The sequence below is a fragment of the Mycobacterium shunyiense genome, assembly GCF_058270075.1.
The window spans coordinates 12,154-27,970 of sequence record NZ_JBZDPU010000021.1 but is presented as its reverse complement, the minus strand read 5'-3'; the positions used below and the strand labels follow the sequence as shown (position 1 = coordinate 27,970).

Genomic DNA, 15,817 nt, shown 5'->3' with positions numbered 1-15,817 from the left:
GTTCAACGCGGCTTTTTGGCGTAACTACGCGCCCTCGTCTTCGGGGCGGAACTCGGCTGTGTCGCTATCGGGTGCGGACAATCGGAGATTAGTGCTGCACAAACTCATCGAGTTGGGGTTATGATCACCTCATGCACAAGTTGAGCACAACTAAGGCCCAACATGAACGCAACTTTGGAGGCGACGGCATGACACACCTAGTGGCCAATCGGGTGGACGTGGAAAGCAACGGACTGTGCGCCTACTCCGACCCCGACACCTGGTTCGACTACCGCAAGGCGGGCGAGGCACAGCGGATCTGCGGCAACTGCCCCCTGAGAAAGGCCTGCGCGCGCGCAGCACTGGACACCGAAGCGGTCGACGGCGTGTGGGGCGGGGTCAACCTGCCCGGAGAGCACGCCACGCTCGAACAGCACGCCGCAGCCCGCAGACAGCTGGCATTCGTCGTCTCCGCGATGGACCACCAACCCGAGTCCCACCGCCGCCGCACCCTGGCCATTCGCGACGCCATGCACTACGCAGCGTTTCCCTCACAACACCGCCCCGTCAGGGAGTCGGCCAGTGCCTGATCGCAAATTCGAACAGCGCCTCAACGCCATGCTCCGCGACGACATCCTCGCCCAGCTTCGAACAGCGCGCCGGCCCCTGAGCACAACTGAACTGCGCAGCCACGCACCGACTCAGCCACTACAACCCGGCGGCCACACGCACTTCCCTCCTCTGCAGGAACGCGTCTACCGGGCACTGCTCAAACTCCACGCCGACGGCAAAATCATCAAGCACCCCGCTCGTGGCCGCATCGTCACTTGGTCGGCAACTCACGGCGTCGACGACGACGAAATTGACCGCCTCGAGGATGCGTTCAACACCCCCTGCAGCGCCTACGCCTTCCAGATCCAGCTTGAGCGTAAGGGCTGACCGTCATGAGATCGCGCATACCACAACCGATCAGCACCGACGCTGACGACGAGTACGGCGAACCCGGAGAAGGCGCCCACGAATCGACCACCTGGTCTGACATCGCCTCTACCGCAGCGGCGACCGCGACCCCGCGTACCTGGGCTGAAATCGCGGCCAGCGCCGCCGACAGCGCTAACGCCTCAGCCGAAGCCGCACACAGCTCTGCCATCTCGACGCTGGATGCGCTAGCCAAGGCCAACCCGTCACCTGCGAGCGAATCGAGCAGCGCGGTGAACGCATGGTCGCTGTGGTCGCTGTGGTTTTTCGTCATCGGCATCCTGCTCGGCGCACTGCTCACCCTCGCCGCGATCATCATCGCCACCGGCGCTGCGGCGGACCAGCGAATGCCAGTCACAGGTCAGCAGCCCATAGTTGTGACCGAATACCCCGTACCGCAGCCTATTTCACCGTCCGACCTGGATCGGCTTGAGCCGAGGCCGACGTGAGTGCCACCGTCAGCACACCACGCCCAGGCTCCTGGCTCACAGTGCTACTGCGCCGGCAACCTCACCAGATCATCTACAACCACGGTGCGCCGTACCTACAGCGGTGGTACCTCATCCCACGAAACCCGCTGTGCAACATCTACCTGCATCGCTTCGTGGCGTCCGACGACCCGACGTGCCACGACCATCCCTGGTGGTTCGCATCTCTGATCCTCGCCGGCGGCTACACCGAGATCCAGCCCTACCGCATCACCGCTCGCCATCCCGGCAGCCTGGCGGTCCGTCGCGCCCAGCACCGACACAGCGTGCGGCTGCCCCGCACCCCGGCGGGCGACGAAATCCCTTGCCTGACCCTCATCGTCACCGGACCCCGCGTACGTGACTGGGGCTTTTGGTGCCCGCTGCGCAACGGCAGCTATCGATTCGTCCCCTGGCGGCAATTCGGCCCCGGCGGATGCGGAGAAACGGGAAACGAGGTAACACAGCAATGACATCCATCGCGCCGACGATCCTGTCTGGCCCACCTCCCTGGCATCCCACCCGACAGCCTGGAATAGCCAGGCGTCAAGTTCTGACAGGTGACGGTGTGGAGATCATCGTGCACGACTCGCGCCCTGTTGACCCCGTCGAGCACACCGTGATCATGTTGCACGGCTTGTGCCTGCGCGCTCAATCCTGGCATCACACGGCAAAGACATTGTGGCAGCGCAAGAGTATTCGCGTCATCTCCTACGACCACCGTGGGCACGGCTGGCACTCTCGCAGTGCTCCCCGCAACACCTTTACCCCCGACCAACTCGCCCAGGACCTCGCCGACATCCTCACCGCTTTGCAGGTCAGCGGCCCGACCACGATCACCGGGCACAGCCTCGGCGGCATGACCGCCCTTAGTTACCTGGCCCGGCCGCTGCACCAGCAGCCCGTTCGCCCCTGCGGGCTCGTTCTCGTGGCCACCGCCGCCGGCGGACTCACCGAGCACGGACTCGGCCGCCTCCTCAGCGCCCCCGGCGTCGACTCCATGATCAGCATGCTCGACCACACGCCACACGCATGGACAGAGCGCATCATTGGTGCACTCGCACAACCCTTCTGCGACGTTGTCACGCACGACACGAAGGTGTCGTCGGGTCTGGCGACCGCATTCCGGAAGACACCCATGGCCACCACACTCGGCTTCCTACGCTCACTTAAGACCTTCGACCAGCGCGCAATCCTGCCGAGCATCACCGCGGCGACCACGGTGATCAGCGGGGCTCAAGACATCCTCACGCCACCTGCCCTCTCGATGCACATGGCCGCCACCATTCCCGACGCAACCCATCTGCACCTGCCTGACGCCGGACACATGCTGCTCCAAGAAGCAGCTCGCACCGTCACCGACGCCATCCTGCGGACCGTCGGACACGCCAGCTCGATCGAAACCCCTGCGTGACAACGCCGAACCCATCACGAGAAAGGCCAGCTCATGCCGATCCACCCCCACCCAACCAACACATCCGCGGGGACGTCTCAGCAAGCAGCGCCCTCACCAGACCCTGCCAGCCTGGCGCTGCTGCTATCAGTGCAGCGCCGCCGCCGACACCACCGAAGCGGATGGACGACCCGATGACCACGGCGGCCACCGCAAGCGAACTGATTTCGCCGAACCCCTACTACCGAGACGACCAGATCACCCTCTACCACGGCGCAGCGATCAAAGTGGCCCGCACATTACCCACCGGTTCAGTGGATTGCATTGTCACTAGCCCACCATATTTCGACTTGAGAGACTATGGCGAGCACGGCCAGTACGGACTCGAAGCCACCCCAAGTGAGTACGTCGAGAACCTTCGAATCCTGTTCACCGAGCTGCGACGCGTCCTGTCTGATGACGGAACGCTCTGGCTCAACCTCGGCGACACCTACTCTTCCCGAGCAGACGCCTCGGCAGGACCCACCTCAGGACACGGCCGTCCCCGCGTGATGCCAGGCCGGATCAACACCACCGGAACCATAGGACGAAAGCAACTTCTCGGAATACCCTGGAAAGTCGCCTTCGCATTGCAGGACGACGGATGGATCCTGCGCCGAGACATCGTCTGGGACAAGCCCAATGCAAAACCCGAGAGCGTCACTGATCGACCGTCGTCCCGACACGAGTACGTATTTCTGTTCAGCAAGTCGCCGACCTACTGGTTCGATCTCAACGCCATCCGCCAACCACACACAATGCGGCCACAACGACGCCCCACCGGCCGCCCGATCGATACGACACCCCGCCCGCCGGGACAATCACGACAGGGTTGGCCCACCACCGCGCGGCAGATTCGTGACGTCGACGGCCATCCGAACGGGCGCAATCCCGGCGACGTATGGGCAATCAACACCCAAGCATTCCCGCACGCTCACTTCGCTGCGATGCCACCAACCCTGGCGCAGATGTGCGTGGTCGCAGGCTGCAAACCCGGGGGGACGGTCTTGGACCCGTGCAGCGGGGCCGGCACTACTGGACAGGCAGCTCAGCGCGCAGCCCGTCGCTACATCGGAATCGACCTCAAAGCCGCCTACCTAGATTTGTCTCTACGGACACGGCTCCGCGACGCCGCCTTGGACTTTGCCGAACACGACACCCCGACATCCGAAACCGCTGCCCTGGACGACCCGCCGCTGACGCTCTACGACACCCCAGACCACGACCAACGGCCAGGCATCGGCGAAGCATCATGAATACCCGAATCGCCCCGCGCCGCACTGAATTCTCCTGCACATCAACACAAACCAAGTCCATTGAGCAGGTGCGCCAAGGTCACAGCCGTGGCGCCAAACCCGGTCATCCAGTTCTCAGTGCTCAGTTGACGGCGCTGCGCCGCCACGGTGCCGCCATCATCCTGATCGCCATCTTCGTCGCAAGCCTAGGAGCGACCGCCGTCTTGGCTGTCACTCCACTCTGAGCAACCCAACACGTCACATCCAAACGTGAGGGAAGGAACCTGTTATGTCAACGGATCAGCTGTTACACCTCGACGATTCGCAACCGGCACAGTCGCTTGCTGACCAAATCATCCAGCGATGGTACGAAACTCACGACGAGTACGCCGATTTCAGCATCGACAGTCCCGCCGAGCTCATCGAGTTGCTCTCATTCCTGACCGAGAATGTCGACGACCGTCCTCGCCAGGCATTGACCGCAGTCGATCTGATCGCCGCCGAGCACCGCGTCCAGCTACACGCGGCGTCAGCGTCCATCCATGATCCAGCCGCCGCTCCCAGCGCGAGCGCGCTGGTGGCCGCCGCAGCCGCCTACATGTACACCGCGCCGACGTGCTGGCCTTTCGAGCTGGAGGAGTTCCAGCCCACCGACGACCCGACCCTCGATCTGGCCAAAGCCGGAGCCCTCATCGCTGCCGCGCTCGACGTCCATATCACCGCGCAGCGCCGCACCGACAACTGCTGGATGCCATGACCACTCACCACCATCACCCCGACACCCACGCAGACGCCCAGCATTTCGCCGATCTGGCCCAAGGCCGCGCTGACCGGGCACGCCTATGCGCCGACCGCGCGGCGTCAGCGGCCAACGGCGCCGAATCATTGCGGCAGGTGGCGCAGGAGCACGTGGAAATGGCCTGCGCCTACGCACGTGCCGCTCAAAACGCCTACACGGCCGCACGCGCGGCCACCGCCCCCAACCCGCACCCCGACCATTCAGCACGCCCAATGATCAGCGGAATCGCGATCGGTTTCGGTCTGGCCGTCCTGTTGTACCTGATCGTCGCGATTCTGGTTCGCGATCTCACCCCGGCACCACCAACTCCGCTGCACCCGACCCAGTCTGTCCAACACAGCGTCCCGGCCGGCGACCGCGACGGTCCTACCAACTCCGCACCGGAAGAGAGCCACGACCTATGAACACCGTCACCTTCAGCATCGCGCCCCGCACCACATGCCGCCGCCTGCTCCTGGCGCTACGCCGAGACCCCCTCGCGCGCGTGGCGAGCCCCGGCGAAGCAATACGGCTCGCCGATCAACTGCTCACGTGCACAGCCATCTCGCATTCCGGCACCAGATTCTGGTGCAGCGTTGCCCTGGAGCCCCTGGCCACCCTCATCCTGGCAGCGTCGGCAGCCGGCAGCGGCCAGGGGACCCAATGGGTGCACACCGCCAGCGCAACCCTGCACGCGGCCGACCGTGACGACACGGCATGGGACGAGGTGCAGAGCGCATGCACTCAGCGCCGAACAAGCCCGCCCATGCGCAGCGCCCTGCCGCGACTGCGGTGCATGGACAAACGGCAGCGCCACAACGTCACCGACGCCATGGTGACCGCGGCCGCCGCACTCAGGAACCACCGATGAAAAACCCAGTCCGCGTATTCAGCACGGCCCGCGGCGCAGCGCCACCGACGCCCACCGCGGCATGACTGGATCCAACCCGCGGCGCGCCCGGGCGCACGCGCGTCGCCGAGCAATCGCCGACCGCAACTGGAAACGCTTCTGCGACGCGCTGGGCTACCCAGATCCCGACACCATCACCCAGGAGAGGACAATATGGGCCGCAACAGACGACCGGACCCCGACCAGCCGGATCTGTTCAGCATCCTCGACGAGGCAGGCGGTGACGGTGATCGATCCGGAGATCCTCCAGGCGGTGCAGACGGTCTATTCGACCGATCTGGGACTGCCCGACGACTGGACCCCAGAGCAGCGCAGCCAATTCCTGACCGCCGAGGCCGACAAGATCAGCTCGATGGCGGCCAGCCTGTCGGAGACGCTGTGGGCGCAGGCGATCCAAGCGTGGAGTCACAGCCGCAACGGGCAGAGCCCCAATCACGCGACCAAAGTGGCGTTGTTGGACGCAGCCCGGACGCAGGCGACCAAGATCGTGCTGAACAACGAGCTCTACGAGCTGATCGAGACCGACGAGAACGACACGCCACCGTGGGAGACACCGGATCCGATCCTGGATCCCGGTCAGCTGGACTGGCAGCAGCGCTGGACGAACCCGGCGTACCAGAGGGAGCCCAGCGAGGATCTCGAAGCACTGATCGACCACCTGTGGCCGGCGGCGGAGTTCTCGGGACCGTTTCGAATCAAGGCGGGCTACCTACTGGCGGCCCGGGCCGAGGACGCGTTGAGACCACCCGGCCACCGCGAGGACCCGCTGACAAGCGAACTGGCGCAGATGATCTACAGCGATCTGCGCCACGACGGTCTGCCCGAACGGTAGGACCGCAGGCGTCGCTGTTCGACGACCTCGCCGACACCACCACCGAGCCCGAAGCACCGGCCCCCGCCGCCGCGGCCACTCCTGCCGCGCCACCAGCCCTCGTCGAGTCGACCACCGTGCCAGTGGGGGAGGAGTTTCGCAGCGCCACAGACTTCCCGCCCAGCACCGACGTCCTGGTCCCCTCCGGAACCAAAGCCCGTGCCCGCGCCAACATCGCCGCCATCGAGCTGGTTCACACCCTACGCCAGGCCCAGCGGCCAGCCACTTTGCCCGAGCAGCGGATACTGGCCGCCTGGTCGGGATGGGGAGTTATCCCACAAGTCTTCGATCCGCACAATGACGACTTCAGCGCCGAACGCGCCCAGCTGGTCGACCTCCTGACCGTCGAGCAGTACCGTCGCGCACAAGCGTCCATCCTCAATGCCCACTACACCGACCCCGCGGTGGTCGCCGCGATATGGGAAGCACTAGGGACGGCCGGATTCTCCGGTGGCCGGGTACTGGAACCCGGCTGCGGCAGTGGCACATTCATCGCCCACGCACCCCAGAACGCAACGATGGTCGGCGTCGAAGCCGACGACATCACCGCAGCCATCGCCGCACTGCTCTACCCGTCAGCCCAAGTCCGCCACGAAGGCTTCGAAACCACGCGAGTGCCCGAGACCACGTTCACCGCAGCGATCGGCAACGTGCCCTTCGGTCGCTACGCGCTGACCGACCCAGTGCACAACCCACGGCGCCACAACATCCACAACCACTTCATCATCAAATCCCTATCGCTGGTCGCCCCCGGCGGCTACGTCGCCGTCCTCACCTCGCGCTACAGCATGGACTCCACGAAAACACGGGCACGCCAAGACATCGCCGAGCAGGCTGACCTCGTCGGCGCCCTTCGCCTACCGTCTCAAGCATTCAGCCGAGTTGCCGGAACCGAAGTCGTCACCGACCTACTGATCTTCCGCCGGCGCGAACCAGGCGTACAGGTCAGCAGAGACACCCTCGACTGGATCAACACCGAGACCGTGGAAATGATCGAGCCCAGCACCGGAGACGAGACCGGCCTCACGATCAACTCCTACTTCCTCAACAACCCCGACCACGTCCTGGGAACCATGCAACTGGGCCGCGGCCTGCACGGCTCACCCCAGCTCACCGTCACCGGGCCCACCGGACACGAACTCGCCGATCGACTGCGGGACCAACTGCAGCCGATGATCTCGACAGCCGTGACACGCGGACACGGCCTCACCGCCCGCAGCGCCGATCTAACCTCCTGTGCACCAACACTATTCGCGCCAGGACTATGCACCGCAGAAACACACACCGCCGAGTCGCCGCTCTACACGCTGCGATACAACGCCGAAACCCGCAGCATCGACTATTGGGCAGGACACAGCTGGGAACCCAACAAGACACCACGCACGCTCGTTGACGAAACCAAAGAGCTCATCGCGTTGCGCGACGTCGCCAACGCGCTCTACGCCGCCCAACACAACGGTGCCACCGAGACCGAGCGTGACCAACTGCGCGCCCACCTCAACACGCTCTACGACAACTATGTGACCAAGCGAGGACCCCTCAACCGGTTCGAGTGGATCCGGCGCAACACCACACAGGCGTTGCACGACAAGAGGATCGACAAGCTTCAAACAACCTGGCGGGAACAGGAAGGCACACCGGGACACCCCTACCGCGGCCCCGTGCCCGAAGATCTGGCCGAGGAATGGGAAACCCAGGCGTGGGAGCCGCCCGAACCCTTCAAGAAGTACCGCCACCTCGAAGGCGGCATGCGGTATGACCCGGGCTGGGCGGTCGTCTCGTCGCTGGAAGAGTTCGACGACGACACCGGTATCGCCGTCAAGGCACCCATCTTCACCCGCGACCAGCTCAGCGCCCCCGTCGAGCGCACCACAGCCGACACCCCCGAGGAAGCATTGGCGATCAGCCTGGACCGCACCCGCGGTGTCGACATCGACCTCATCTCCACCCTTCTGGGGACCAACACCACCGACACCCTCGCCCTGCTCGACGGGCTGGCCTATCCCAGCCTCGACAACCCCAACGAGCTCCTACCGGCGGCTACCGCCCTGTCGGGCAACGTGCGCACCAAACTGGCAGCGGCCATCGAGGCTGCCGACGCCAACCCGACCTACGAGCCCTACGTGAAGGCCCTACGCGAGGTTCAACCCGAGCAACGCCAGGCCGAGGACATCAAAGTCCGCCCAGGCGCACCGTGGATCCCCGCCGTGGTCGTCGCGGCCTTCGCCGAACAGACCTTCGGCGTCACCGACGTGCAAGCCGAACACCTTGGCGGACGGTGGACCGTCGAGGTGTCCAGCTACAAACGCCACGGCCGGCTCATGACCGACGAATGGGGAATGGCCAAACGAAACTACGACGCCGTCAGCCTCCTAGAGGCAGTCTGCAATTCTAAAGCTGTCGTCATCACCACCGAGGACGGCGAACTCGACACCCAAGCCACCTTCGCCGCCCAAGCCAAATGCGCCAAAATCACCGAAGAATTCGCGCGCTGGATCTGGACCGACGAACAACGCCGCGACACCCTCGTCGCCGAATACAACCGGCGCTTCAACTCGCTACGTGCCCCGGTCTACGACGGCACCCATCTCCGCCTGCCCGGACTGTCGGATCACTTCACCCCGCACCCCTATCAGCGCAACGCCGTGGCCAGGATCATCAACGAGCCCGCAACCCTGCTCGACCACGTCGTGGGCGCCGGCAAAACCGGCTCCATGCTGATGGCGGCCATGGAACTGCGCCGCCTCGGCCTGGTCCGACAACCCTGGATTGTCGTGCCCAACCACATCATTGAGCAGGTTGGACGCGAGGCCAAACAATGGTTCCCGGCCGCCAACGTCCTGCTCGGGTCTGCGGCCACCACCGCCGAAGGGCGACGCCGCTTCATCGCTCAAAGTGCGGCCAGCGAATGGGACATCGTTGTCGTTCCCCAATCAGCCTTCACCAAGATCAACGTCTCCGAGGACGCCCGCGCTGCCTACCTCGACCGCGAACTCGATCAGCTGCGCAGACAGCTGGAAGAATCCACCGTCGAGCGCACCCAGAAGGCCATCATGCGTGCGATCAAATCCACCCAGGAACGCCTCGAAAAACTGCTGGCAACCAACGCCAAAGACGTCGGACTGCGGTTCGAGGAATCCGGCTGCGACTACCTGTTCATCGACGAGGCGCACATGTACAAAAACAAGCGCCGCCTCTGCAACATTGCCGAACTGTCCTACACCGACTCGGCCGGCCGCGCCGAGGACCTCGCACTCAAACTCGACATCCTGCGCCAACGCCGACGCGACGAAGCACAGGCACGCGGAATCCCCGCAGACCAAATCGTCGAACGCGTCGCAACTTTCGCCACCGGCACACCCATCGCCAACTCCCTGGGCGAGTTGTGGGTGATGCAGCAGTACCTGCGACCCGACCTACTCAAAGCCGCCGGCGTCGACGACCTCGGCGACTGGGCAGCAGCGTTCACCGCCACCCACACCACCGTCGAAGTCAACTCGACCGGCACCAAACTGCGGCCCGTCACCCGCGTCGGCAAATACACCAACCTGCCCGAGCTGCTCGCCCTGGCCAACGCCTACACCGACGTCGTCACCCGCGACCAGGTACCCGTCAAACTGCCCCAACTACGCACCGGCGCCCGCCAAATCATCAGCCTGCAACCCGACACCGAACTCATCGACTTCATCGCCGACCTCGGCTGGCGCGCCGACCACCTCGATCCACGCCAACCCCAACGCGACAACATCCTCAAAATCAGCAGCGACGGCCGCAACGCCACGCTGGATCCCCGAATGGCCCACCTCGGAAAGCCCGCGCACAGCCGCGCCGCCGCAGTCGCCGAACAGGCCATGAAAGTCCACCACCGACACATTCACCAGCTCTACCGCGACCCCGACACCGGGGTACAGCTCCCGATGCGCGGCGGCCTGCAACTCATGTTCTGCGACCGCGGCACACCATCGAAAGACCCCCGCCAATTCACCGTCTACCAAGCCATCAAGGACGAGCTGGTCGCCCGCGGCATGGCAGCAGAACGCATCCGATTCGTCCACGAAGCCCGCAACCCCGCACAGCTGAAAGCGCTTTTCGCCGAATGCAACCGCGGTGAGGTGTCCGTACTCATCGGCAGTACCGAGAAGATGGGCACTGGCACCAACGTGCAAGCCCGGCTCACCGCCCTCCACCACGTAGACGTGCCCTGGCGACCCGCTGACCTGGAGCAACGCGAAGGCCGAATTCTGCGCCAGGGCAACCAGAACGACGAAGTAGACATCTTCACCTACGTCACCGAATCCAGCTACGACACAGTGATGTGGCAGCGTGTGCAAGCCAAAGCGCTGTTCATTGACCAGATGCGGCGCAACGAGGTCCTCGACAGTGAGATCGAAGACCTCAGTGGCGGAGACATCGGTGCTGCTGCCGCCGAAACCAAGGCGATCGCCACCGGCGATCCGCGCTATCTGCGACAAGTCGAACTCGACGACGCAGTGCGCCGCCTGACCGCACTCGAACGCGCCCACCAACAATCCGTGCGCAACCGCGATTGGGAGGTTCGCGTGCTGCAGAAAGCGATCCCGGCCAAACACGCCGACATCGCAGCGCTCGCGCCGGTGGCGCAAGCCGCGACCGTCCATGCAGACGCACCCCACCGCATCAAGGTCGGCAACGACACATACGTCGAACGGCCCGCAGCCGCTGCGGCACTGACCACCGCATGCCGCCGCGCCTACATCGCCGGCAAGGACAGGGGAGCATCCCGCTACGAGCCGATCGGGGCAGCGATCAACGGTGTCGAGATCCTGGGCGCCCGCGACCTGACCCACGACATGCTATTGCTGCGACTCGACATCCCCTCGCGAACAACGGAACTGGAAGCTGGGGAACTGTTGCGGGCAGTTCAGACCGCGCTCGGTTCGGACGTATCGGGGCCCAAGCAACTCGGCTTGCTGCGACGCATCGAAAACATCTACACCGATCTACCCGAACACTACGCAAGGTTGCAGCGCGACCAACAACGCCAAGAAGCCGAACTCGAGGATCTGCTGGCCAACCCGCCCGGGCCATTCGAGCACCGCAGCACACTCGACGCTCAGGAGGCCGAACTGGCCGCCCTCACCCTGGAACTGCGGATGTCGGCCGAAAGCCCCGAAGCCAAAGCCAAGGCCGAAGCGGCCCAAGAGCGAATGACCATGCGAGGCCGCGACCACGGCTGGAGCCTGCACCTCAACCCCACCCCAGCAGTCGTCGAGGAACTCGGCTATCCCAACGCCGAAGCGCTTCGTCGTGCTGTGCGGATCCGGGAAAGGCTGGCGCTAGAACAGCACCAGCGCGACATCGGCCCTCGCGACCCCGGCCCCGACATCGACCTGTGACCCAGACACACACGCGCAGAGTCGCAGACCACGCCAAGAACACGCCCCGATGTGTGTCGGACTCACACCTGCCGCGACGACGAGTAGGAGTTCGCCAGCGAGCCCAGCACGGAAGCAAGTCGGGCGGCGTTGTCCTGAGCCTCGGCGGCCACCTCCCGCGCCTGCTGCGCTTTTGCTTCCAAGAAATGGGCCATATTCTCGCGACCTGCCGGAGTCTGCATGCTCGGCTGCAACGCGGCCACCCCCGCGGCCACCTCGTCATGGATGCGTTGTAAGCGCTCCCGTGAGGCCGCGGCCGCGCTGTGGGCATCGGTAAGCACCGTTTGCAGCCGGCGATCAGCCTCATCAACGACGGCCCTGGTCCGACGCAGGGAAGCATCCGCGTCGGCCGCCGCATCGGCGCCGCTGCCGTCCCACTCGTCGCTACTGCTATTGGACATCGGCAACGTGGAACCAGGGGCTGGTGGGCGCCTATCTGGCACCCACACCCCCGAGCCCGGCGGCGATTCCGTATACGGCGGCGCATCCCGGTATGTCGGGGGGCCCAGTTCGCCGGGCTTCTTGATGATCACGCCACCGTCATCATGAATGCCGTCCAACGTCGAACGAGGCATACCCGAGGTCAGGTCCATATCTCGCTCAGGAATGAAAGGCGGGTGCTGGGGCCCAGGCGACGCTGTGCCCCCCGAGGACGGGGGTGTCGGGAAATTCGGATTCGGCACCGGGAACGGTTCCAGTGCGTTGTCTGGCTGCGGACCCGGAGCGGGCGCCTGCGCCGGCCCGCTGATGCCGCCCAATGCGCGAATACCCGTCAGCAGCTCACCGATCTGCCGTTCCCAAAACGCCACGCCAACGACGATAGGACGATCACTGCCGCCCTGGCTACTGCAACCTCGGAGTGGGCGGCGTCAGCGGTTGCCGCGGAACTGGATGTCGACGTACTGCGCCTCGGCGTGTTGCTGATGGTCCCAGCTCAGGGCCAGTATCTTGCACGAACTGTCGAAGTCGGAGAACATTCGAATCCCGGACGGTCGGTGCCACGCTCGCGCTCCGTTCCCCGCTTCCACCGCCCCCGCCGCGAACGTGAACGTGAACGCACCGAACGTGATGTCGGCGCTGAGGAACGTGTCGCCTTGGATCTCAACGGACGCCTCCACCGCGACCTCGGTGGCCCTTGCGAATTGGCGGGTCAGCGTTCTCACATAGAGCCCCCATCCTTTCGGCATTAGACCGTCACGAAATAGGTAACGCATCAACATATTTCGTTCCCGGTCCCGCTGAAGGCTGGCAGGAACGGCGTCGACGGCTGCCTTGTACCCCCATGCCATCTTCAGAATCCAGCGTTCGAACTCCTCGCCGCTGATCAGGTCGAATTCGCTTCCATGGGGGTCTCGACCTGGGATTTGAGCAAGTTGGTAGCGCTCCAGGGTTTCCTGGGCCCTGATCGCGGTCAGATCGAGCCTGGAAAGCGCCCGATTATGCCTGTCGCAGAGGATTTTTGAGGTGAGCCCATTGATGGGCAAACTTTGGGGCTTGGTCGGGTCCTTCTGCCATTCCAGGCCGCCGATGCTCACCATCTTGCCGTCGCCGACGGACTTGAGGATGCCCTTGCTCATTGGATGCTCGCGCGACAGCGTGCGCGAACAGTCGTTGGTCGAGGCCGCGTAACAACCCGGTAGTGCGAAGCCAGTAACCGGGTCAGACAAAAGCGGCGTGTACCGAGGCAGCTGCCAGCGCCCAGTCGGGCGTCGTAGATGGCATTCCTCAGCTGAGGTGCCAGATCCGCAGGGGCATTCAGATCTGGCCCACGCTGCCCAATCGCCGCCGTCGTGGCGAAACGGCACCGGGCGGGGGAGAGGATTGAACAGGCCCATAGTGGCGCGGTCCTCTCATCTTGGTCGCTCAGGCGCTAAAGGCAGGCTTCCGCCGCGCTACCCGCTGATCGAGCATATTCCGGCCCGCCGCTGTGCGACGCGTCAGCGTCGGAACCCACGGTCTGCCGGGCGCGATTCCAAGCCGTCGAGGGGTTCAAACCATGTGCCCGGATCCGGAACATCTCCGAGCCACACGGGAGCGTCGCCGGGGGAGAGTGCCCAGTCAAGGTGACGAGTCCCTACGAGCGAGGCTGTTGCAGACGCCCAGTCCCCATCGGCGGCGGTCACCGGCAGCGCCGCCACCTCGTCCCCGTACTCGCTATCCATCCACACGGCTTCGGCGGTCGCCGCGGACAGCACCAGCGCCACCTCCTCGGCCACACAACGAGGGTAGGGAAGGCTGTCGGCCTCCAGGTCCAGAGCGAGGTCGTCGAAGGCGCGGGCCATCTGTTGTCGCCATGCGACCGGAGATTCCCACGTGACCTCAGGTAGCCGATCAAGAATCGACCACCAACCCGAAGTATCCCGCACCGGCTTCCCGCCGTGCTCCTCGATGTCGTCGTAGACATCGTCGGCATGCACCCACAGATAGGTGCGGAGCAGCTCGCGCTGGCGCGGGGTCAACCTCAGGCGAAACGCCGCTACCCGACTCATTCTGTGATCCTCGCGCACCGCGTTCACGGGTAGGCGGTTGGGCCCACGAACTCGACGGTGTACGGATCATCGAGTCTCACTTGCCGCAAACGTTCAACAACATCGGGTTTGGATCCACCGATCACAACGGCTAAGAGCGCGGGGCGCGCATCGCCAGGAACCCAGTGCCCGTACATGTACTCGTCTCGGAAGCTGGCCGGAAAGTGACCGGGAGTGAACCGCGTGTGGATAATCGCTCCGCCATCTACGTATTTGTTCGGATAGAGAGTCTTATCGGGGGTCCACGTAGGCTCGGCGTCCGCAGGTTGTCGGATGAAACTGCTCTGCGTGACACCCGGATCAAGAATCAGCATCATCGCGGTTCGCCGTCGAACCGGATACTCCCATGCCTTATCGGCGTAGTCGGAGGCGCAAAATGCGGCCTGCCGTGGCACATCCAGTCCGGACCGCAGGACGGCCGGCAGATGGGTCTCATCGAAACCCCGATACAGTACGCGCGAGAGTTTCATCGGAGGCAAGTTGATCGGGCAATCGCGCATGCCTGTCTTGTCGGTATGCCAAATGGTCGTTTGCGCCGAGCGGGCAATCAAAAAGCAATCCGGAGCCGGCCCAAGTCCACGGCGGTGGCGTTCAGACCTACCCTCCAGCGCAATGTGGTCTAGGTGGGAATCGCGTGATTCTGGCGGTAGCTTAGGCATCGTGAGAGCTATGACGGAGGCCATCAGACTCTAACGGCCAACCTTCAGTGCGGGGGTCAATCATTTTGTCTGTCATGCCTTTTCGATCGTTCGGCTACAGCATCACCGTATTACAGGTAGGGCCACAGGTGTTTCTTGGCCAGCCCATGAGACATACAGCTGGTTGGGAATGGGGGATTGCCACGTTCCCTGCATGAGCAGGTCAATCCCCTCGCCAGGTCGCACAACGGCATCGGTCGGAAACCGCCTCGTGATGCCCTTGATTGGCTCAACTCGAACGTGCTCGGCGGTCTCGGTACCGATGTTGCGGAGAATCCACGTTGCACCCTGCCCTTTTGACAAGGAGAACTGCACATTTGCAGCCCCATGCTTAGCTGTTGGCGCTCCGTGAAGCAGCGCGCGCTCTGTCAGCTGGTTCGCCATCTCAGCCGCATCAGCGCTTCGCGTTGCCGCACTTGCGGACTGCCGCTCAAAAGTCATCGACCGCCAGGCGGCGAAGGCCGCCACACCGGACACCGCAAGCGCGAACATCGACACGATGAAGGCTCCGACCGCCACCAATCATC

17 protein-coding genes are annotated in these 15,817 nt (G+C 64.3%); 12 read left to right on the top strand and 5 right to left on the bottom strand.

Annotated elements, in window-relative coordinates; genetic code table 11:
- The first annotated feature begins 188 nt into the window (after positions 1-188).
- From AC4ELH_RS24045 to AC4ELH_RS23990, 12 genes are all read left to right on the top strand, one after another.
- A complete protein-coding gene (locus AC4ELH_RS24045; RefSeq protein ID WP_498887146.1) occupies positions 189-569 on the top strand; it encodes a WhiB family transcriptional regulator in 381 nt (126 codons plus the stop codon).
- Complete coding sequence (locus AC4ELH_RS24040) at positions 562-918, top strand: hypothetical protein (protein WP_498887145.1); 357 nt, start codon at positions 562-564, stop codon at positions 916-918. Before AC4ELH_RS24045 ends, AC4ELH_RS24040 begins: the two co-directional genes overlap by 8 nt.
- Before the next feature lie 5 nt (positions 919-923).
- The gene (locus tag AC4ELH_RS24035; RefSeq protein ID WP_498887143.1) at positions 924-1,406 is read left to right on the top strand and encodes a hypothetical protein; all 483 of its coding nucleotides are present in this window, start codon (positions 924-926) and stop codon (positions 1,404-1,406) included.
- Positions 1,403-1,897: a hypothetical protein gene (locus AC4ELH_RS24030; protein WP_498887141.1), complete on the top strand. Its 495-nt coding sequence runs from the start codon at positions 1,403-1,405 to the stop codon at positions 1,895-1,897. The genes AC4ELH_RS24035 and AC4ELH_RS24030 overlap by 4 nt, the downstream gene beginning before the upstream one ends.
- A gap of 95 nt (positions 1,898-1,992) precedes the next feature.
- Positions 1,993-2,838, top strand: a complete 846-nt coding sequence (locus AC4ELH_RS24025) for an alpha/beta fold hydrolase (RefSeq protein ID WP_498887139.1) — start codon at positions 1,993-1,995, stop codon at positions 2,836-2,838.
- Positions 2,839-3,011: 173 nt separating this feature from the next.
- Positions 3,012-4,112, top strand: a complete 1,101-nt coding sequence (locus tag AC4ELH_RS24020) for a DNA-methyltransferase (RefSeq protein WP_498887136.1) — start codon at positions 3,012-3,014, stop codon at positions 4,110-4,112.
- Entirely contained in the window at positions 4,109-4,336 is a 228-nt protein-coding gene (locus AC4ELH_RS24015; RefSeq protein ID WP_498887135.1) for a hypothetical protein, read from the top strand. The genes AC4ELH_RS24020 and AC4ELH_RS24015 overlap by 4 nt, the downstream gene beginning before the upstream one ends.
- Positions 4,337-4,380: 44 nt before the next feature.
- Positions 4,381-4,848: a hypothetical protein gene (locus AC4ELH_RS24010; protein ID WP_498887134.1), complete on the top strand. Its 468-nt coding sequence runs from the start codon at positions 4,381-4,383 to the stop codon at positions 4,846-4,848.
- On the top strand, positions 4,845-5,294 hold the full coding sequence (locus AC4ELH_RS24005; RefSeq protein WP_498887132.1) for a hypothetical protein: 450 nt from the start codon (positions 4,845-4,847) through the stop codon (positions 5,292-5,294). Before AC4ELH_RS24010 ends, AC4ELH_RS24005 begins: the two co-directional genes overlap by 4 nt.
- Positions 5,291-5,740, top strand: coding sequence for a hypothetical protein (locus AC4ELH_RS24000; RefSeq protein WP_498887131.1), 450 nt, complete (start codon positions 5,291-5,293; stop codon positions 5,738-5,740). Before AC4ELH_RS24005 ends, AC4ELH_RS24000 begins: the two co-directional genes overlap by 4 nt.
- Before the next feature lie 61 nt (positions 5,741-5,801).
- A complete protein-coding gene (locus tag AC4ELH_RS23995) occupies positions 5,802-6,611 on the top strand; it encodes a hypothetical protein (protein WP_498887129.1) in 810 nt (269 codons plus the stop codon).
- A gap of 116 nt (positions 6,612-6,727) precedes the next feature.
- Entirely contained in the window at positions 6,728-12,025 is a 5,298-nt protein-coding gene (locus tag AC4ELH_RS23990) for a helicase-like domain-containing protein (protein WP_498887128.1), read from the top strand.
- 62 nt (positions 12,026-12,087) lie between these two features.
- Here AC4ELH_RS23990 and AC4ELH_RS23985 read toward each other — a convergent pair whose 3' ends face one another.
- The 5 genes from AC4ELH_RS23985 to AC4ELH_RS23965 form a co-directional block, all read right to left on the bottom strand.
- Positions 12,088-12,873 (bottom strand): DUF4226 domain-containing protein, encoded by a 786-nt coding sequence (locus AC4ELH_RS23985; RefSeq protein ID WP_498887126.1) that lies wholly within the window; start codon positions 12,871-12,873, stop codon positions 12,088-12,090.
- A gap of 60 nt (positions 12,874-12,933) precedes the next feature.
- Positions 12,934-13,641 carry a hypothetical protein gene (locus AC4ELH_RS23980; RefSeq protein ID WP_498887124.1) on the bottom strand — a complete coding sequence of 236 codons (708 nt, stop codon included), beginning with the start codon at positions 13,639-13,641 and terminating at the stop codon, positions 12,934-12,936.
- 360 nt (positions 13,642-14,001) lie between these two features.
- Positions 14,002-14,553, bottom strand: coding sequence for a hypothetical protein (locus AC4ELH_RS23975; RefSeq protein WP_498887122.1), 552 nt, complete (start codon positions 14,551-14,553; stop codon positions 14,002-14,004).
- A 23-nt stretch (positions 14,554-14,576) separates the two neighbouring features.
- Positions 14,577-15,062, bottom strand: coding sequence for a hypothetical protein (locus tag AC4ELH_RS23970; protein WP_498887120.1), 486 nt, complete (start codon positions 15,060-15,062; stop codon positions 14,577-14,579).
- 291 nt (positions 15,063-15,353) lie between these two features.
- Positions 15,354-15,809, bottom strand: a complete 456-nt coding sequence (locus AC4ELH_RS23965) for a hypothetical protein (RefSeq protein WP_498887119.1) — start codon at positions 15,807-15,809, stop codon at positions 15,354-15,356.
- Positions 15,810-15,817 lie beyond the last annotated feature (8 nt).